We start from the raw sequence: 20,669 nt of genomic DNA, 5'->3' as shown, positions 1-20,669 counted from the left end.
TTGTCCTTTAAAAATGTTCATATTACATCATATTTATTGACCTTAAAGATAAGTATTTATATACTGACCTCTATAAATTTAATTAATTATATATGATTCAATAGATTGTGATGAATCTATTTTTATAGAATCCATATTAGGAACGCCAAATTGAGAAAGGTCTTCAAAATTATAATTAGCTTGATTTTCACTAAATATAAGTCCGATATTTTCTGCGTAATAATTTGAAGAACTTAACACTTCTTGCTCTTCTAAAAGCGGGATGGAAACTATGATATTAGCATTAACTTCTAAAGTTAATGAAACGCTAGATTTCAAAACATTATCATAAGAAGTTCCACTTACGCTATAACTTTCAAGAATTTCATTTTGCTGTGTATTTAAAGAATATTCTATAACTAAGGGAATTTCTTGCCCTTGGATATTAAAAGTTTGGTCGATGGTATTTGAAATGTTAGATAGATTTTCACCAGCAGAAGCATTGATATCATACACGACCAAATCTGTAAGCGGTATGGTTAAATTGTCTAAATTATAAAGACTAAGATCTACTACATACTCTCCATTATAAACCAATTGGCCGTTTTGTTTTGAAAGACTACCATTTGCCAAAATACCAGTAATGATCCCTCTTTCTAACGGATCTGCAGAAGAATTAAAAGCATAAGCATTATCATTTTCTGATGTTATTGTGAGCTTCTCGTCATTGGTAACTTCTTGCTCTCCTTGAGTCTGGGAGGAGTTGCTGTAATTCCATTCATTTCCCGTAGTTAAAGGGAAGTAATCACTGTTATTGGTATCGTTAACCGATGTATCATCAGATGAACATGAAAATAGACTGATCATCACCAAAGCAATACTTAATATTCGTAGTTTCATAGGGTTATAATTTCCCCAAATATATAGATTTTTTTTAATTTCTTCATTTAGGTGTCGTGATTGTAATGGCAGCTAATAAATCCTGAAATTCGGTTTTTACATCCTTTTCGATTTCTTCTTGGTGAAGGTTTGCATAATCTTCTTTACGGAATTGATGCAACTTCCAACGCTTTTGATGGTACTCTAAAGAAGTAAGGTTTTCTACCCAATCACCTGAGTTTAAATATAAACAAGTACCGTTTCTGTTCACCTTTCGTACAATTTGAGGCTGATGAATATGACCACAGATTACATATTTATAGTTCTTTTCTATTGCTAAATCTGAAGCTACTTCTTCAAAATCATTTATATGTTTTACTGCTTTTTTTACACCATTTTTAATTTTCTTAGAAAGAGAGAATTTTTCTCTTTTAAATTTTAATAACCACCAATTAAGAAACCTATTAATTAAAATAAGAATATCATAGCCCCAACCACCAAGCTTTGCAAGCCATTTTGCGTTTTGTATAGATGCATCAAACACATCACCGTGAAAAAACCATGCTTTTTTTCCGTCAAGGTTAAGCACAACTTTATTTACTAAAGAGATCTTTCCCATTTTAACGTCACAAAACTTCCGAAGTAAATCATCATGATTTCCTGTGATATAAATCACTTCAGTTCCATTAGCCGAAAGATCTATAATTTTTTTTATGACCTCGAGATGAGATTTAGGAAAATATCGTTTTCTAAATTGCCAAATATCTATAATATCCCCATTTAAGATGAGTTTCTTGGGCTTTATGCTATTCAAATAAAGTAAAAGCTCTTTTGCGTGGCATCCAAAAGTACCTAAATGCACATCAGATATTACAACGAGTTCGACTTTTCTTTTTTTCATTAACTATTAATTTGCATGCAAAGATGAGTTTTATTTGAAGGGTTATTATTTCTATAGTATTAAGTGTTGTTAAACAAAAAGTTATATCTAATCTGTATTTTTTAGATTAAAGTTTAGTTAACTAGAACTTTTAATTATCTTTCTAAAAATTTACATTTGTTAAAAATTGCTCATGGCAGGAAATTCTATTGGTACTTTATTTCAACTCACCACGTTTGGCGAATCTCACGGAGAAGCATTAGGTGGTATTATTGAAGGTTGTCCTTCGGGAGTTGTGATAGACTTCGATTTTATTCAGAAAGAATTAAAAAGGAGGAAACCAGGTCAGTCAAAAATTGTTACTCAACGAAAAGAGGCCGATGAAGTAGAATTTTATTCAGGAATTTTTGAAGGGAAAACTACGGGAACTCCAATTGGTTTTGTGGTTAAAAACACCAATCAGAAATCTAAAGACTATGATCACATTAAAGACGTTTACAGACCTAGCCATGCCGATTTCACGTATGACGAGAAATATGGTGAACGTGATTATAGAGGAGGCGGAAGGTCTAGTGCTAGAGAAACCGTTTGTAGAGTAGTTGCAGGGGCAATTGCAAAACTTTTTCTAACCGATATTAAAATTACTGCATATACAAGCGGGGTAGGTGAAATTCAGTTAACAGAAGAAAATCCTATAGATTTTACAGAGATTGAAAACAATGTAGTACGATGTCCTAATGCTAATCTAGCCTCAAAAATGGAATCTTTAATTACTTCTGTTAAAAAAGAGGGAGATAGCCTTGGCGGAATTATTTCTTGTGTCATTGAAAATGTCCCAACCGGTTTGGGAGAACCAGTTTTTGATAAATTACACGCCAATTTAGGAAAGGCCATGCTTTCTATAAACGCTGTAAAAGGATTTGAATACGGTAGTGGTTTTGAAGGTTCAAAAATGAGAGGTAGTGAGCATAATGATGCATTTACATCTGCTAAAAAAACTACAACCAATTATAGTGGAGGTATTCAAGGTGGGATTTCTAACGGAATGCCTATTTATTTTAAAGTAGCTTTTAAGCCTGTTGCTACTTTAATTCAAAAGCAAACTACCATAAACAATAAAGGCGAAACTGTTGAGATGCAAGGCAAAGGAAGACATGATCCTTGTGTAGTTCCTAGAGCTGTTCCAATAGTTGAAGCTATGGCAGCATTGGTTTTAGCAGACTTTATTTTATTACAAAGAAGATTTAATTCATAAAATTATTTTTATTTAAATGAAGAAATTAGCATTACACTGGCAAATATTATTAGGAATGGCTCTCGGAGTTATATTCGCATTGATTTTAAGCAACTTTGAATGGGGTTCGGGCTTTATCAGTAATTGGATAAAACCTTTCGGAACCATTTTTATCAATGCACTAAAACTAATAGCTGTACCGTTAATTTTGGCTTCATTAATTAAAGGGGTATCAGATTTAAAAGATATTTCTAAACTTTCCCAAATGGGAGCTCGAACCATTCTTACCTACATTGCTACTACCATAATAGCTGTTTCTATTGGCTTAGGAGTAGTAAACCTAGTAAAACCAGGAAACACCATTACCGAAGAAACTAGAGAAGAATTAGTGGCAAGTTATGGGGGAGAAGCAGATTTAAAACGACAAGATGCCGAAAAACAAAAAAATGCAGGACCCTTACAGGCCTTAGTAGATATTGTTCCAGGAAATATAATTGGAGCTTCTTCTAGTAACTCTAATATGTTACAAGTTATTTTCTTTGCTATCTTCTTTGGAATTGGACTTATTCTCATCCCCGAAAAAACAGCGCAACCTGTAAAATCTTTCTTTGATGGCTTTAATGAAGTGATTTTAAAAATGATTGATATCATTATGCTTGCCGCACCTTATGGGGTTTTTGCTCTATTAGCTGCTCTAGTAGTTGAATCTCCAAGTGCCGATTTATTTGCCGCCTTAGCCATGTACGCACTATGTGTAATTTCAGGCTTGTTATTGATGATTGGTGTTTATATATTAATCGTATGGATATTTACTAAGAAATCTCCTAAATTTTTTCTTAACGGAATTTCTCCTGCACAACTCTTAGCATTTTCAACGAGTTCTAGTGCAGCTACTTTACCAGTAACTATGGAAAGGGTAGAAGAGCACTTGGGTGTAGAGAAAGAGGTTTCTAGTTTTGTATTACCAATTGGAGCGACAATTAATATGGACGGTACCAGCTTATATCAAGCTGTGGCTGCAGTGTTTATTGCACAAGCATTTGGTATGGATCTTTCATTTACTACCCAATTAGGTATCATAGCTACAGCTACTTTAGCTTCCATAGGTTCTGCCGCTGTTCCTGGAGCAGGAATGGTCATGTTAGTTATCGTACTTGCACAAGCAGGAATCCCTGAAGCTGGTTTAGCTCTTATTTTTGCAATAGATAGACCTTTAGATATGTGTAGAACAACAGTAAATGTAACAGGAGATGCATCGGTATCTATGTTGGTGGCAAAAGCCGTAGGCAGATTAAGAGATCAACCTTTTGTGAAAAACTGGAATGATAATTACAAGAAGTAATTAATCGGCTATTTTAAGGTTTTTATCGTATTTGATTATGTCTTAATTATTTATTTACATTAAGCTAATTAAGCTTAAAGCTAATAATCGTTGTTTTATTACCCTAAATAAAAACAATGAATTTACGCTTTATGGTTCTAATTCTTTTTCTCACATATACCTCGATACTATTTTCTCAAGTGGGAATTAATACAAGCAGCCCTAGCCCTGCTTCTGTTTTAGATGTTCACAGTACTGCAGATAATATTAATTTTGGCGGATTTATGCCTCCAAAAGTATCTTTAGCAGAACGAGATTTAATTCCTGTTACGGTAGTGGATGAAGGAATGATGATTTTTTATTCAGAAGGAAATGATCGTTGCATCCAAATTTATAATAGTGTAGATGATATATGGGAGAACGTATATTGTATGCCAGTCAATGATGTTCCTATAGCTTCAAATTTAACTATACAAGGGACTTTAGCTGACACTGAAACTATAAATGCACAATTTAATTACTTTGACGATGAAAATGATCCTCCAGGAAATCATATTTACACTTGGTATAAATCTGCAAGTAGTGATGGAAGCAATCCTATTTTAATACAATCGGGAACCAGTTCTAATTACACAATCTTAAATTCAGAGGTTGGACTCTACATAGGTTTCTCTGTAGAACCGATAGCTACCCAAGGAAATTCACCAGGAAATATTGTTTTATCTAATTTTGACGGACCCATTTCAAATGCTTTTACTCCTGCGTTAGATTTATTTATTTCTGAGTATATAGAAGGTAGTAGTAATAATAAAATTATTGAAGTAGCAAATTTTACAGGTTCATCCATAAATCTAGCAAATTATCAAATTTCTGGATTTCAAAATGGATCTAGTTCTTCTTCTTATACTTTTCTTTTCCCCAGTGTTAATTTACAAAATGGTGAAGTTTATGTAATAGCTCATTCTTCATATTCAGGATCTAGTAATAAGACATATGCCTTCCCATTTAACGGAAATGATGTAGTTATTTTAGAAGATTTATCCTCTACTACAATAGATATTATTGGTGTAGTTGGGAACTCTTCTGATTTCGCAAAAGATGTAACCTTGAGAAAAAAACCAGGAATAGGTCCATCTACATCATATAATGCTAATGATTACGATTCGTTCCCACAAAATACTTTTACAGGTTTGGGTAATCATAACTTTTAACCAGATGAAAAATATACTAGGTGTTATATTATTATGTTTACCGAATTTATTTTTAGGGCAAGTTGCCATAAATACAACTAATTTAAGTGATGCAGTAGTTCTTCATTTAGAGGCGAAGCAATATCCAACTACCAACTACGGAGGTTTTTTAATGCCCGTTGTAAATGAAATTCAGCAAAGTTCAATTCCTGTGTCTACGGTTGATTTAAGAGATGATGGCTTAATGGTGTACTTATTTGATGAAAATACGGGCAAACAATGTTGGGACATTTACGATGCTGTAGTTAATGTATGGAGGAGTATTACCTGTTTTAACCAAGTGTGTAATGGTGTTATCTTTTCTGAAGATTTTAATTCATATTCAGCCGATAGTGGAATTACAGGAGCTTCTGCTACAAATGGCGATTACCCAACGATGATAAATAAATTTACATTAAGCTCTTTTTCATCAAGCAGAGATGGGAGTTTAGCTTATCCGGGAACTTTAGCGAACGCGAGTGATTATGCTTTAGTGAAGAATGGTCAATTAGAAATTCAAGATGCTAATGGTCCTTTATTGTTTGAAACTCAAAGTATTGATATTTCAGGATATACAAACATTAATTTTTCATTTACCATTTATGAAAATGGCAATTTAGAATACGATAGCGTAGAGCATATAGACGATTTTAATTGTGGTGAAGAATCTATAGGAAATGATTATGTAGATGTATTATATTCTACTAACGGAGGTTCTACTTTTATTGAAGTACCTAATTATAATGGTTTGGGGAATTCTAATCATACTTTAATTGATAATTTAGTTTCGCCAGTAACGGTAAGTGTAAATGGTTTATCTGGCCATGACCTTGTTATTAGAATAAGGTTTCAAAATTGGGCTGGAGCAGAACAATATTTTTTAGATGACATCACTGTTAGTTGCGATTAGTCTAAGAATTTTGCTTTTTCCTCTGGACTTGGCATTCTACAAGTTTCCTTTTTTCCAAACCATTTGTATCGATTTTTAGCGATAATATCATATACGCCATCTCTAAAACTTTGAGGAAGTGGTAAAAAAATCCGCGTAAGCGAAATAATACCTTTTAATCTTTTGAAGATTTGTAATGCAGCGGTAGATTTTATATAATAAGCTTCGCCAGGAATAATTAAAATCATGGAGTCTATTTGGGAAGTATCAATGCCACGTTCTTCTGTGAGCTTTTGGCCAACATCACTTTGTAAAGAAGCAAAAACAAATTGATTTTTATGATCTTTTTTTATGATAAAATCAATAGCATTATTACAGAGAGTACAAACTCCATCAAAAAGGATTATTTTTTTATTTTTTGGTAGATTTTCCATTACTTTTTTTCTCTTTGCACCAATTCTATCTGCTCAATTGGAACAGAAGAGGTAAACATACCGTAATTAATTATAGCTTTGCCTTTTTCAATTTTATCGATTGTTCCTACAGAGCGACTTCCTTCTAAGCGAACACGATCATTTATTTTAAAAGAAACGATTTTCTTCTCTGCTGCTTCTTTTTCAATGATATCTTGTTTAACTTTTTCTTCTTTTTTCTTTTGTCGGATAACCTCTATTTTCTTAACAGCTTCTTTTTTTATCGACTCTTCTTTCTTTTTCTTTTCTTGTATTTTCTTCTTAGACTCTTTCTTTCTCTTAGAATTTTCTATAGCCACAAGCTTTAAAAACTCGGCAATAAGGTCTTTCTTTTTATTGTTTCTAAAGAATTTATCGGCTAGATCATCTAATTTCTGACCTAAATATATATGCTTTTGATTACTATCATATAATTCTTGAAAGCCTTCTAACTTTTGCTGAACTCTAGTATTGATTTCATCTAACTTTTGTTGTTCTTCTTGAGCTTTAAGTTCTTTCTCTTTTAAGTTAGAAGTAGTTTTAGCAAGCTTAGATCGTTCCTGCTGCAATTTAGCAATACTCTTATCGAATCTTATTTTGCCCCGTTCTACTTTCTTTTTAGAACGATTGATTAAACTGTAAGGTATACCGTTTTTTTGGGCCACTTCAAAGGTAAATGAACTACCAGCTTCTCCTAGATGCAATTTAAATAAGGGCTCTAATGTTTTAGAATCGAATAACATATTTGCATTGCTAATCGCTTCGGTTTCTTGAGCCATTTTTTTAAGGTTGGCATAATGCGTAGTGATGATTCCGAAAGATTCTTTTTCGTAAAAAACTTCCAGAAAAGTTTCCGCTAAGGCACCTCCCAGTTCTGGATCACTACCTGTACCAAATTCATCGATTAAAAAAAGTGTCTTATCATTACACTTTCTTAAAAAGTGCTTCATGTTTTTTAAGCGGTACGAATAGGTACTTAAGTGATTTTCAATACTCTGATTGTCGCCAATATCGGTTAGAATCTTATCAAAAAAGCATACTCGAGAATATTCGTGAACGGGTATTAATAAACCAGACTGAAGCATAATTTGTAATAATCCCACCGTTTTGAGCGTAATACTTTTTCCTCCTGCATTAGGTCCAGAAATAACAATTATCCGATTGTCTTTTGATAACTTTATACTTTGCGGATATGTTTTTTCATTCTTCATTTTATTATTCAAATAAAGAAGCGGATGATAAGCTTCCTTAATATCTAACTCTCTCTCATTACTCAATTTTGGCAATACCGCATTCATAGATTTGCCATATTTTGTTTTAGCAGCAATAACATCTATATCACTCAAGAGATTTTGATATTCGATGAGTAGGGGACGGTAAGGCCTAATAATTTCGGTAAGCTGCTTTAAAATGCGATTTATTTCTTCTTTTTCGTCGTATTCTAGGTTGTTGAGTTCACGAGAGTACCTTAATGTATTTTCTGGTTGCATATAAATGATGCTTCCCGTTTTAGAAGTACCTAAAATAGACCCTTTTACTTTTTTTCGATACATCGCATTTACAGCGAGAACCCGAATGTTATCAACTACAGATTCTTTTATATCATCCAAGTATCCATAACTTTGGTATTTAGATAAATCGCTTACAAAACTAGAATTGATTTGGGAGCGAACGCTATTAATAGACCTACGTATGCTTTGTAAAAGGGGAGAGGCGTTATCTTTAATTTCTCCAAATCTATCGATGACTAACTCTATACCTTCGATTATTTCTTTGGTAAATTCTACCTCGTTAGTAGTCTTGTAAAGCGTAGGATAGATTTCTTTATATTTTCTAAAAAATAAAATTTGAGCGTTTGCTGTTTGAGAAATAGCAGCAATACGTCTAAAACTTAGTAGTTCCAAACTACTATCCTCTATGGTGAGAAATTTTATTTCATTAAAAATAGGATCAAATCCGTGATTAGGGATTTTAGCCTCTTGCAAATCTGAAGAAAGATATTCTTGGGTTTGATGTAACGCAAATACCGTCTCTTCTTTAGAAGTGAAAGGTTTTAGATTTAATGCTTTTTCTTTACCTAAATTGGTAATGCAATATTCTTCAACTTGACTACAAACTGTAGTAAATTCTAAATCTTTTAAAGTCTTTTCTGTAATTTTTATCATAGCAATTTTCTACTTTCGTAGTAAGGCAAATTTAACGATAATTTTATGAAGGTAAATATCCATGACAGCTGGAAAAATCAATTAAATGAAGAATTTGAAAAATCTTACTTTAAAGATCTAATTTCATTTGTAAAGAATGAATACCAAACTAAAATTTGTTACCCCAAAGGAAGTGATATTTTTGCAGCTTTTGAGCATTGTCATTTTAATGATGTAAAAGTAGTTATCTTGGGACAAGACCCTTATCACGGGGTTAACCAAGCGAATGGCTTATGTTTTTCTGTGAAAGATGAAGTAAAAATGCCACCTTCTTTAATCAATATTTTCAAAGAAATCGAACAAGATGTTGATCAACCATTTCCCAGTACTGGAAATTTAGAAAGATGGGCTAATCAAGGCGTTTTACTTTTAAATGCCACATTAACTGTCAGGGCCCACGAAGCTGGAAGTCACCAAAAGAAAGGTTGGGAGCAGTTTACAGATCAGGTTATTTCAAAGATTTCTAAAAATAGAGAAAATGTAATTTTCTTGCTATGGGGAGGCTTTGCTAAAAAGAAGGTTAAACTTATAGATACTAAAAAGCATCATATTCTAACTTCTGGTCATCCTTCCCCCTTAAGTGCAAATAGAGGATACTGGTTCGGAAATAAGCATTTTAGTAAAACTAATGCTATTTTAAAGGATACGGGGCAACAACCAATAAATTGGTAATTACTTCACTTCGTATTTCTCAGTATCAATATTTTCATTTTTATTTCTACTGAATAAAAACAAAAAAAGATTAATAAGAAGAAGACTAAATAACACAATTGAAAATATAAACATACCTAAGTTCTTTATCTACTAGATGTAAAAAAGCTGCAAAGGTTGCGTTTATTTTATGATTTATTAACACAAAAGTAATATTAAGTTGTGTTTTTATTTAATCTATTGATTTACAGATGTTTTTAAATTCAGATTTTTGAGTAATTAGGTTTAAATCTTCCAATTGATTTTGAATAACTTCAACTTCTTTAGGATTAATTTGCTTTTGACTCCATTCCGTCAAGTTTAACCATTCTAAAATATCTTCCTCATTTTGCTGATAGTTCTTAGCCAACTGTGTACTTATTTTAGGGATGCTTTTAAAATCTTTAGTGATTCCGTTAAGGGTATCCAGCATATTTTTTAAGTCTGAAGAATTTTCAGCAATAAAATCATCTTTACTAACAATAACAAAACACGGCCAAGGAGTAGGACAGTCGGTTATTCTTCTAAAAGTCCCATTATCTACCAAGGGCTTAGTCGTAAAATGTTCCCACATAAAATATTGAGCATCATTGTTAGGTAAAGCTTTTACAGCTCCTGCTAAATTTTTTACGACTTCAAATTTTAGATTTCTAGTATCCCATTCTTCATTTTTAGCATTTACGTAAGTCATAAGGTGGGAACCAGAACCAAATCTACTGATAGCAGAAGTTGTGTTTTCTAGTTCATTCATATGTTCATAATCAGACTCTGCTGCAACATGAATTCCCCAAATTAATGGTGTAGCAATATATTCTTGTATAATTTTAAAAGGTGCTCCGTCTTCAATTTCTTTAATGATACTTTCGGTTAATACTAGAGCAACATCTATCTCATCATTGTGTAATGCTCTACTTAACTCTCCCGTACCTCCATAAAAATCTTGCCAAGTAACATCTATATTTTGTTCTTTGAATAAACCTTTTTTTAAACCAATATGCCAAGGGTAATTAAAATGTTCTGGTACACCACCAACTCTTATTGACTTCATGCGGAATGTTTTTCTTTTAAATATTGATAAATTTTTGCTTGAGAATTAATTTTTTCCTCTCCCTTTTTAGCTTTTACATATTCATTTGCTTCGGAGGCGTCTTGTATTCTAGCTTTTTGGTTATCCTTTAATTGTATGTCAAGAATATCTTTTAACTCCTTAAATATTTGCTCATCCATTACAGGAGCAAGAACTTCAATTCTTCGGTCTAGATTTCTAGTCATCCAATCTGCACTTCCAAAATACATTTTTTCCTCTCCATTATTATGAAAAAGGTAGATTCTACCATGTTCTAAAAATCGATCTACAATACTTGTAATGTATATGTTTTCACTAATTTGAGGTAAACCTGCGGTTAGACAAGTAAAACCTCTAACAATTAGTCTTATTTTTACACCGCTTTCACTAGCCTTATATAAAAGATTAATGATCTCTGGATCTTCAAGACTATTCATTTTTGCAGTGATTTTAGCTTCTAATCCTGCTTTAGCATAATCTATTTCTTGCAGAATAAGTTTTGTAAAATCTCTTCTTGTATTAAAAGGTGAAATTAACAAGTTTTTAGCTCTAGGGATGATAAGATCCCTCTCTAAAACCTTAAATACTCGTTCTAATTCTTTAGTGATTTTTTTATTTGCGGTAAATAATCCGTGGTCACAATATATTTTACTGGTTTCGCTATTAAAATTACCCGTCCCAATATATGCATACCGTAACTTTTCTCCATTTTCTATTCGTTCTACAAAGAATATTTTTGAATGCACTTTTATTTTGGGGTAGCTATAAATAACTTTAGCTCCTTTCTTCTCGAATTTTCTTCCCCAAGTGATATTATTTTCTTCATCAAAACGAGCTTTCGCTTCAATAAAAACGGTCACTTCTTTCCCTTGTTCTAAAGCTTTTAGAAGCGATGTAGTAAGTTTAGACTCATCGGCAACTCGGTAAAAAGAAATTTTAATTGCGGTGACATCATTATCATTTGCTGCTTTTTCTATAAAATTTTCTACATAAGAAAAAGACATGTAGGGAAAATGAACTAATAAATCCTTTTCTTTAATTGAAGTAAAGTAATCCTCAGAATTTTCTAATTCGCGATGCAGAATTGGAGATAGAGGTTCAAAATTTAATTTTTTATTATCGGAAGGATTCGGAAAACTGAAAAAATCACTAAAGTTATGATACCTTCCTCCAGGCATCATATCTATTTTTCCCAAACCTAAATGCTTTCTCAGTTTTTTCTGAAAATCTTTTGGCATATGGGCATCATACAATAAACGTGTAGGTTGCCCATCTGTTCGTTGGGCTAAAGAATCATAAATCTTTTCGGCTAAAACACCATCATATTGATCATCGATATATAACTCTGCATCTCGAGACATTTTTATTTCATAAATGCCTGTAACTTCTTCATTGGGAAACACCGATGACATTTTATAGCGAACAATATCATCTATAAAAGTGATGTAAAAATCTTTCTTAGAATTAAATGTATAAAATCTACCGTGATCGTTTAATGGAATATTTACAAAACCTACTTTTTCATTTTCTTTAAAAGTCACAAAAAAATAAATCGTATTATTTTCAATAAAAATACGTTTCTCCTTTTCAAAATCTACAATTTGAGGTTGTAGAGATCTTTCAATATTATTTTTATAAAATGTATTTATTTCTTGTTTTTGGTCGGCAGAAAAATCCCTATCATTTATAAGATGAATGTGATTTTTTGCTAATTCAGGAATAATCTGATCATGAAAAATATCACCAAACTCCTGTTGTTGTTGAGAAACTATGCTTAGAATTTCTTTTACTTTTTTAGAAGGTTTTAAGGCAAGCTTTTTACGTAAACTCTTTTTAATTCTTTTAATTTGTCTAAGTTGTGATACCCTAACTCTAAAATACTCATCTAAATTTGAAGAAAAAATAGCTAAGAATTTTAATCTTTCATAAAGCGGATTACCTTCATCTTCCGCTTCTTGTAAAACACGTTTATTGAAGTTCAACCAGTCAAGATCTCTGTGTTTTAGATTATTAAATTCTGGGTCTAGCATAGATTATAATTTCTTCAAAACTACAAATTAAGCCCTCCTTTAGCGGCTAAAGTTCTGTTAAATAAAGCCTATTATATAGTAGCCATTTTGTTTAAAGTAAATATAATGAGGTCTTCTACGGCTTGTAAAGGATCATTACTAAAATCTCCAGTTTCTCTATTCGCTATAATTGCATTCATAGATAGCGCTCTGTGACCTAATAGCTTAGACATACCGTAAATACCACTTGTTTCCATTTCTAGATTAGTGATTTTATAATCTTGATACTTAAAACTGGTTAATTCATCTATGAAATTTTCATCTTGTAAGCTTGCTCTCAAAACACGGCCTTGCGGACCGTAAAAGCCAACGTTTGTACCTGTGATTCCTTTAAAAACCTTTTCGTCTTTCGTAAAATGATCTAAAAGGGTTTTACTAGAATTTACTACATAAGGTGTCGCTTTATGCGGATGTAAATTTAAGTGTTCTTGAAGTTTATTTGCAATCCCTTTCTCTAAGAATTCATCACTCTCGTAATAGTAGAGGAGCCCATCAAAACCAATCGCTTTTTCTGAAGCTAAAAAAGAGTCTACAGGAATATCTTTTTGAATAGATCCCGATGTTCCAATTCTTACAAAAGTAAGCTGTTGATGTTCTTTTTTGACCTTCCTAGTTTCTAAATCTATATTTACTAAAGCATCTAACTCATTAAAAACAATATCAATATTATCAGTACCAATACCAGTTGAAACTACTGTTATTCTTCTGTTTTTATAAGTTCCCGTTTGGGTTTGAAACTCTCTTTTTTGGGTTTTAAATTCAACATTATCAAAATGTTTTGTAATGCTATCTATACGGTCTGGATCACCAACCGTGATGATGTAATTAGATATGTTTTCTGGTTTTAAATTAAGATGATATATACTACCATCTGGATTTAATATTAGCTCAGATTCTTTAATCATATTTATAATTTTAATAGCTTATGAGAGTCTTTATTATAGAGGAAATCATATTTATAGGCTCCACCAAAAACCATAGTATCCTTCATTTCTCTATAAAAGTTTTCTTTGTTATTTATAATAGACATTCCTTTATCATTGAGAATTAACCTATCTTTTGTGTGGACCGTAAAAGTACTTAACTTATCAATTAATTTTTGCATTTGTAAATCCCCATAACCATAATAGCCTTGATATTGTAAACTATAGCCTAACCATTGATGGGCAGAAGTAATATGGTAGTTATTTATTAAATTTAAAAGATTTTCTTCTAATACATTTAATCCTGTTATAGCATTAGGAAATCGTTCTAAATGAGCTCTTAGACAACTTGATAAATATTTAAAATTGGAATCTTTGCTAAGTAACGGAACTATTTTTTTTGGATTTTTCTCGTTGTAAAGCGTCCAAATATGTAAAGCAAGTTCAATATCATCTTTTGTTAATAAAACACGATTCTCATATTCTTGCTTAAATTCTTCTGTAGTTAATTCGGCTAAACCTTTCAATTTGCTTTCGCCTTTTATTCTTCCGCTACAGATAAGATAAATAGGAAGATCAAATTCTAAATCGGATAACAGCTGAATAGCTGCCAGCATATTCATATGACAAAATAGATCATATTCAAACCATAAATTGACTTCAGAGAATTGGTTATCTTCAAGAATAGAAAATTGAGAAATAAATTTATCTTCATAATCCTTTGGCGGAATATCATAATACTTAGATAAAAAAGCTTTTCTAACTTCTTTAAAACTTGAAGTATTAGGATGGATTTCTGTAGGTCCTTCACAAAGCATCTCTCTCCAAACGAATTTTTTTCCGTTAAGGTTTAGATGATTTAATGGAGTTACAACACTATCACCATTTATGATATGTAGTGTACGAGAATTATCCACCAACGCGCTTTACCTGAAAGCCCTTTTCTTTTAACATTTCCATAATCTGGGGACGATAATCACCTTGAATAATGATTTGTTCATTTTTAGTAGATCCTCCAACGCCAAGCGTCGTTTTAAGTTCTTTAGCTAAAATTTTAAAATCTTCATCGGCACCTGTATAACCTTCAATGATGGTGACAGGCTTACCTTTTCTTTTTTCATATTTGCAAATAAGCGGATCGTCTTGTAACCAAATTCCATTTTGGTCCTCCTCATGATTTTCGGGTCCACTGACTTCGTGATCTGGAAAAAGATTTTTTAACTGATCTTTTAAATCCATAATTATTAGGCTTTATCTTCTTTAATTAAACCTATTTCTACCAATCGCTGGTGTAAAAATTCTCCAGCAGTAATATCTTCATATTGCTTAGGATGATTTTCATCAATACATTCTTCTAAACAATCTAATTTCATCTCACTACGAGGATGCATAAAAAATGGAATAGAATATCTAGGTTGTGACCATTGTTCTTTTGGTGGGTTGATTACACGGTGAATAGTTGATCTCAATTTATTATTGGTGTGTCTTTCTAACATATCTCCAACGTTAATCACCAATTCATCTTCTTCAGGAATAGCGTCAATCCATTCTCCATCTTTTCTTAAAACTTGTAAGCCACCAGTAGAAGCACCCATTAGCAGAGTAATAAGATTAATATCACCATGAGCTCCAGCTCTTACAGCGCCTTTAGGTTCTTCAGTAATAGGAGGGTAGTGAATAGGTCTTAAAATACTATTACCATTACTCGCCCAATGATCAAAATAGTTTTCGTCTAAATTGATATATAAGGCTAATGCACGAAGAACATAAATCCCTGTTTTTTCTAGCATTCTATAAGCTTCCATCCCAGTTTTATTAAAGTCTTTTAGCTCTTCAACCTGAACGTTTTCTGGATAATCTTCTATTAAATTTGCATCTTCTGAAGGTTCTTGACCAAAGTGCCAAAATTCTTTTAAATCACCCTCTTTTTTTCCCTTTGCATGCTCCTTTCCAAAAGAGATATAACCTCTTTGTCCGCCTAATCCCTCAATTTCGTATTTCTCTTTAGTTTCTAAAGAAAGATCAAAAAAGGACTTTACTTCTTTATAGAGTTCACTTACAAGATCATCGCTTAGAAAATGGTTTTTTAAAGATACAAAACCTATTTCTTCATAAGCTTTACCTATTTCGTTTACAAACTTTTCTTTACGTTTAGGATCATCAGATAAAAAATCTGAAAGATCTACGCTTGGTATATTATTCATTGACATATGTATTCAAATTCTGGTTATCTAACAAAGTTAATTAAATTCTTTCATTCTTTTATAATTACCCTACTATAACATAAAAAAAGCCTGTATTTAAACAGGCTTTTGAATATAAAGAAGAAAAAAGATTATTCTTTAATGATTTTAAAAGATTTAGTTTGATTATTAATAGTTGCTTTTATAAAATACACACCACTATTTAAGTTAGATAAGTTCATTTCAAAATCTGTTTGGTGGGGTGTTACATTATATACTTCTTTTCCCAGAACATCAAAAACCTTAAGCTCTTGAATATTGGTATTTGCAATAAAATTAACTGTATTTTTAGTTGGATTTGGATAATAACTAAAACCTTCAATAGTGGAAGAATAGGTAGATAATTTTTCATCAATTTCTACATCATCAATCACATTAGGCCTTCCAAAATTATTAATTCCTTCAAAAGCTATTTGATAAGTGCTCGTAGGGTTAGGAAGTGGTAATTCTACTTGTGTCCAAATATCTTCACTTTGATCATAATGTTCTAATTCTACCCAACTATCTTGATCACTTATTCTATAATACACTTTTAAAGTATTATAATCTCCAAAATAATCCTCTTGTGCAAAATAGAACTTTAGAATAGGATTTGTTAGGCTAGACAAGTCAAATACAGGACTAATGTATTTGGTTATAGGATCTCCAACACTAGATTGACTTACAAAAACAATATTTTGAACGCCACTAACAGCTGAATTTATACTTCCTGAAGTTGAACCTTCAGAATAAGTCCAATCAGCGCTTCCTATTTCGTTCACTTGGGACCAACATCCTAGCGATTGACTATCATTTTCAAAATTTTCTAAATAAGGATAAGTCGTAACTGTAGGTGTTGAACAAGAGGCAGAAGTCGTAAAATTAATCATATTTGTCCAATCACTTATTTCAGCATTATCACAATTACTTTGTAAGTAAAAATCATAGCTAGTTAAAGGAGATAATCCTGTAATTTGTAATGTTGATGCCCCTGCTAAGGTTGTACCGCTATCAATTGGAGTGTCCATATTGGGATCGTCACCAGGTTGCATTACTAAATAATTATAGCCCCCAGTTTCTGTAGAAACCACGTTCCAAGAAAAATCAGCAGAGACATCAGTTGTATTATCCAACGTAAGATTGCCAGGAATATAGCAACCTTCATACAACTTAAAATCATCTATAAAAAAGCTAGTATTTAAATCTACTGAATAAAAATCGATAGCACCTAATTGAAGTCCGGGATATGTATGATTAGTAATTAATGAGTTTCCATCTATTTCAATAGATATTTCTGTAGTACTAAAATCTATAGTAGTAATTACTTCAAACCAGCTATCACTTGGATAGGAAACCGTATAAGTAGAGGTAGTACTAGATTCTGTATAGGTTATCACATTGGCAGTACCTCCAGATGCTGTGCTACCTACAAAAATTTCATTATTATGCTGAACGATAGGATTAATACTTGCATTTTCTTGTATATTCCAATATCCTACTTTTCCTGTAGGAACATACATCATCCATTTGACTACCCAAATACCAGAATCTTTATTTCCTAAATTAAATAAGATATCATCTTCAATACCACCAGAAAGCTCTCTTACATTCATAGAATGTGGTGTAGAAAATGAATATGCTGTGGTCACCTGCGGATCGGTAGGACTAGCAGTAGGATCGGGCCATAATTCTAAATAGGTAGATTGACTACTAACATCGCCTGTAGTGAAACTATCAAAGTCGATTTGATATTGGGAGTAACCCGAATATCCAATAAAAATTAGAAAGAAAACTAAGTAAAGATTTTTCATAATAGATTGGTTTTAAATTCCTTCTAATTTAAAAAAAATATATTTAATTAACATAAAGTATTAATTGAATCTCAGCATTGTATGATTTTGAGTACTATATCACCTGTTTTATTTAGATGTTTAAGCTTGTTTAATAAATAAATTATAATTGAAAAAAAATATGCCTCTATGAATTATTTCTTTTTAAATTTGATTAACTAAAATGTAATTATATACTATGCTTCCCGAAATAAGTTATCCTTCCAATACCTTAGATTCTAATCAACTTACTCAACTTTTCTTTAAAATGCTAAAACCTAGGCTTATTGAAGAAAAAATGCTCATTTTACTTCGTCAAGGGCGTATTTCTAAATGGTTTAGTGGGATTGGTCAAGAAGCTATATCGGTAGGAGTAACCAGTTGTTTGTTCCCTGATGAATATGTACTTCCCATGCATCGCAATTTAGGAGTTTTTACAACTAAAGAAGTTCCGCTTCATCGCTTGTTCTCTCAATGGCAAGGAAAAAAATCTGGGTTTACTAAAGGCCGTGATCGCAGTTTTCATTTTGGTACTCAAGAGTATAAAATTATAGGAATGATTTCGCATTTGGGTCCGCAATTAGGTGTAGCCGATGGTATCGCTTTAGCGCATCAATTCCGTAAAGAAAAAAAAATAACTGCCGTTTTTACAGGTGAGGGAGGGACAAGCGAAGGTGATTTTCACGAAGCTTTAAACATTGCATCTGTATGGGATTTACCTGTGTTATTTTGTATAGAAAATAATGGATACGGACTATCAACTCCTACAGCAGAACAATATAGATGTGAAAATCTTGCAGATAGAGGCGCAGGATACGGAATTGAATCTCATATTATTGATGGTAATAATATCATTGAAGTATACACTAAAGTTAATGAGATTGCAGAAAGCATGCGAGAAAACCCTCGACCTGTTTTAATTGAGTTTAAAACATTTAGAATGCGAGGGCATGAAGAAGCAAGTGGTACTAAATATGTTCCGCAAGAATTGATGGATTTTTGGGAAAAGAAAGATCCTATAGAAAATTTTAAAAAGTATTTATTGTCAGAAGGAATCTTAACGGAAGAAAAAATAACACACCAAGAAGACTTAATAAGGGCAGAAATTAGTGCACACCTTAAGATGGCTGATGATGAAGAGGTAATTTCTTCTACTGTAGAGAATGAGATTAAAGATGTTTACCAACACTTTAATTTTACGCCTACGCTCCCTAAAACATCACAAAAAGAAGAAGTTCGATTTATTGATGCTATTTCTCAAGGTTTAAAACAATCTATGCAACGCCATGAAAATCTAATTCTCATGGGACAAGATGTAGCAGATTATGGAGGGGTTTTCAAAATCACCGAAGGCTTTTTGGAGGAATTTGGTCGTGAACGCATAAAAAACACTCCTATATGTGAATCTGGGATTGTAAGTACTGCCATGGGATTGTCTATTAACGGAGTTAAATCTGTCGTAGAATTACAGTTTAGTGATTTCGTTTCTTCAGGTTTTAATCCTATTGTGAATTACTTAGCGAAAGTACATTACCGCTGGAATCAAAACGCCGACGTTGTCTTAAGAATGCCATGTGGTGCCGGAGTAGGAGCCGGACCATTCCATAGTCAAACCAATGAAGCTTGGTTTACCAAAACTCCAGGATTAAAAGTTGTTTATCCTGCTTTTCCATACGATGCTAAGGGTTTGATGGCTACTGCGATTGAAGATCCTAACCCTGTACTTTTCTTTGAACATAAAGCCTTATATAGAAGTATTCGTCAAGAAGTACCTGTAGATTACTACAGTTTACCTTTTGGTAAAGCGGCACAGCTTAGGAAAGGAGATAAAATAAGTATTATTACTTACGGAGCGGGCGTACATTGGGCGATTGAGGTTTTAAATAAAAACTCTCATATTCACGCAGATTTATTAGATTTAAGAAGCTTACAACCTCTAGATAAAGAAGCTATATTTAATTCCGTAAAGAAAACAGGAAAAGTGATTATTCTTCAAGAAGACAGTTTATTTGGAGGGATTGCTTCAGATATTTCGGCGATGATATCAGAAGAGTGTTTTGAATATCTTGATGCTCCTGTAAAAAGAGTAGGGAGTTTAGAGACCCCAATTCCTTTTTCAAAAAATTTAGAAGATCAATATCTCGCTAAAGCAGAATTTGAAACAGAATTAGAAAAACTAATAGTTTATTAGTCCCTCACTCTTTAGGTGTTTTTTAACAAGTTTTCGTTAATTTTTCTTAATTCTAAATTTTAAACTGAAGTTCATAATTATTTTTGAACTCATAACAACCAAATATTAATTATGAAAAAAACAGTTTTATTGCTTTTAGTAGCTATCGTTGCAGTTTCTTGTGGTACTACTAAAATTGAAAGACAAGCAGAAAGAACCTTTAAAGGAGATTGGACGTTAACGAATATTACTTATCCAAATAGTTCTGGATTTGTAGATGTTACTTTATTCCAAGACGCTTCTTCTAAATGTTTTACCAATTCTAGTTGGAATTTTGTATCTAATAATAACCAAGGTAGCTATATGCAAAGCGGTTCTGGTTGCGATACAACTATGAGAGAATTTGTATGGTCGGTACAAGAAATAGATCAAACAACTGGTCTTTATAACTTTACACTTAAAGTGGTAAAAGAAGGGGAAAACGCAAGAAAAGTAGACACAGGTTACCGACTAAAATTAGCAAGTCTAAGCGAAAACAACATGACTTGGGAACAAACTGTTTCTTATGAAGGAAAGCCATTCTTAATTAGAATGGAATTTATTAAAAGCATTAACCAATAAATCTCAATAAAA

18 protein-coding genes are annotated in these 20,669 nt (G+C 32.2%); 7 read left to right on the top strand and 11 right to left on the bottom strand.

The genetic code is table 11. The annotated features are described in order from the left end of the window. Nucleotides 1-78 precede the first annotated feature (78 nt). Together FT986_RS06860 and FT986_RS06855 are read right to left on the bottom strand one after the other, a co-directional pair. On the bottom strand, nt 79-879 hold the full coding sequence (locus FT986_RS06860) for a hypothetical protein (RefSeq protein ID WP_147864452.1): 801 nt from the start codon (nt 877-879) through the stop codon (nt 79-81). Nucleotides 880-922: 43 nt separating this feature from the next. Continuing rightward, entirely contained in the window at nt 923-1,759 is an 837-nt protein-coding gene (locus tag FT986_RS06855) for a UDP-2,3-diacylglucosamine diphosphatase (protein WP_147864451.1), read from the bottom strand. A gap of 172 nt (nt 1,760-1,931) precedes the next feature. On the opposite strand from FT986_RS06855, the gene aroC reads away from it, so the two are divergent. The 4 genes from aroC (at nt 1,932) to FT986_RS06835 (ending at nt 6,432) form a co-directional block, all read left to right on the top strand. Then, on the top strand, nt 1,932-2,993 hold the full coding sequence (aroC, locus tag FT986_RS06850) for a chorismate synthase (RefSeq protein WP_147864450.1): 1,062 nt from the start codon (nt 1,932-1,934) through the stop codon (nt 2,991-2,993). A gap of 16 nt (nt 2,994-3,009) precedes the next feature. Then, nucleotides 3,010-4,314: a dicarboxylate/amino acid:cation symporter gene (locus FT986_RS06845; RefSeq protein WP_147864449.1), complete on the top strand. Its 1,305-nt coding sequence runs from the start codon at nt 3,010-3,012 to the stop codon at nt 4,312-4,314. A 116-nt stretch (nt 4,315-4,430) separates the two neighbouring features. Next, nucleotides 4,431-5,504 (top strand): lamin tail domain-containing protein, encoded by a 1,074-nt coding sequence (locus FT986_RS06840; RefSeq protein ID WP_147864448.1) that lies wholly within the window; start codon nt 4,431-4,433, stop codon nt 5,502-5,504. Between the two features lie 4 nt (nt 5,505-5,508). Further along, nucleotides 5,509-6,432 (top strand): hypothetical protein, encoded by a 924-nt coding sequence (locus FT986_RS06835; protein ID WP_147864447.1) that lies wholly within the window; start codon nt 5,509-5,511, stop codon nt 6,430-6,432. On the opposite strand, the gene FT986_RS06830 is transcribed toward FT986_RS06835, so the two are convergent. After that, nucleotides 6,429-6,845: a thiol-disulfide oxidoreductase DCC family protein gene (locus tag FT986_RS06830; protein ID WP_147864446.1), complete on the bottom strand. Its 417-nt coding sequence runs from the start codon at nt 6,843-6,845 to the stop codon at nt 6,429-6,431. The genes FT986_RS06835 and FT986_RS06830 overlap by 4 nt on opposite strands. Continuing rightward, nucleotides 6,845-9,028 carry a DNA mismatch repair protein MutS gene (locus FT986_RS06825; protein ID WP_147864445.1) on the bottom strand — a complete coding sequence of 728 codons (2,184 nt, stop codon included), beginning with the start codon at nt 9,026-9,028 and terminating at the stop codon, nt 6,845-6,847. Before FT986_RS06825 ends, FT986_RS06830 begins: the two co-directional genes overlap by 1 nt. Before the next feature lie 45 nt (nt 9,029-9,073). On the opposite strand from FT986_RS06825, the gene FT986_RS06820 reads away from it, so the two are divergent. Beyond that, nucleotides 9,074-9,739, top strand: a complete 666-nt coding sequence (locus tag FT986_RS06820) for a uracil-DNA glycosylase (protein WP_147864444.1) — start codon at nt 9,074-9,076, stop codon at nt 9,737-9,739. A 211-nt stretch (nt 9,740-9,950) separates the two neighbouring features. Here FT986_RS06820 and FT986_RS06815 read toward each other — a convergent pair whose 3' ends face one another. The 7 genes from FT986_RS06815 to FT986_RS06785 form a co-directional block, all read right to left on the bottom strand. After that, entirely contained in the window at nt 9,951-10,805 is an 855-nt protein-coding gene (locus tag FT986_RS06815; RefSeq protein WP_147864443.1) for a substrate-binding domain-containing protein, read from the bottom strand. Further along, on the bottom strand, nt 10,802-12,853 hold the full coding sequence (ppk1, locus tag FT986_RS06810; RefSeq protein ID WP_147864442.1) for a polyphosphate kinase 1: 2,052 nt from the start codon (nt 12,851-12,853) through the stop codon (nt 10,802-10,804). The genes FT986_RS06815 and ppk1 overlap by 4 nt, the downstream gene beginning before the upstream one ends. Before the next feature lie 71 nt (nt 12,854-12,924). Then, the gene (locus FT986_RS06805) at nt 12,925-13,797 is read right to left on the bottom strand and encodes a nucleoside phosphorylase (protein WP_147864441.1); all 873 of its coding nucleotides are present in this window, start codon (nt 13,795-13,797) and stop codon (nt 12,925-12,927) included. Between the two features lie 2 nt (nt 13,798-13,799). Next, nucleotides 13,800-14,732 carry a DUF1835 domain-containing protein gene (locus FT986_RS06800; RefSeq protein WP_147864440.1) on the bottom strand — a complete coding sequence of 311 codons (933 nt, stop codon included), beginning with the start codon at nt 14,730-14,732 and terminating at the stop codon, nt 13,800-13,802. After that, nucleotides 14,725-15,054 carry a translation initiation factor gene (locus FT986_RS06795; RefSeq protein WP_147864439.1) on the bottom strand — a complete coding sequence of 110 codons (330 nt, stop codon included), beginning with the start codon at nt 15,052-15,054 and terminating at the stop codon, nt 14,725-14,727. Before FT986_RS06795 ends, FT986_RS06800 begins: the two co-directional genes overlap by 8 nt. Nucleotides 15,055-15,059: 5 nt before the next feature. Then, nucleotides 15,060-16,019, bottom strand: coding sequence for an isopenicillin N synthase family oxygenase (locus FT986_RS06790; RefSeq protein WP_147864438.1), 960 nt, complete (start codon nt 16,017-16,019; stop codon nt 15,060-15,062). A 131-nt stretch (nt 16,020-16,150) separates the two neighbouring features. Beyond that, nucleotides 16,151-17,848, bottom strand: a complete 1,698-nt coding sequence (locus tag FT986_RS06785; protein ID WP_147864437.1) for a T9SS type A sorting domain-containing protein — start codon at nt 17,846-17,848, stop codon at nt 16,151-16,153. 217 nt (nt 17,849-18,065) lie between these two features. On the opposite strand from FT986_RS06785, the gene FT986_RS06780 reads away from it, so the two are divergent. Both FT986_RS06780 and FT986_RS06775 read left to right on the top strand, forming a co-directional pair. Further along, the gene (locus FT986_RS06780) at nt 18,066-20,057 is read left to right on the top strand and encodes a thiamine pyrophosphate-dependent enzyme (RefSeq protein ID WP_370451144.1); all 1,992 of its coding nucleotides are present in this window, start codon (nt 18,066-18,068) and stop codon (nt 20,055-20,057) included. Between the two features lie 111 nt (nt 20,058-20,168). Continuing rightward, nucleotides 20,169-20,657: a lipocalin family protein gene (locus FT986_RS06775; RefSeq protein ID WP_147864436.1), complete on the top strand. Its 489-nt coding sequence runs from the start codon at nt 20,169-20,171 to the stop codon at nt 20,655-20,657. Nucleotides 20,658-20,669: the final 12 nt, after the last annotated feature.

This window comes from Mesonia sp. K4-1 (assembly GCF_008017825.1).
Taxonomy (GTDB): domain Bacteria; phylum Bacteroidota; class Bacteroidia; order Flavobacteriales; family Flavobacteriaceae; genus Mesonia.
Note: the sequence above shows the minus strand (reverse complement) of the source record. Positions and strands in the feature narration are given on the sequence as shown.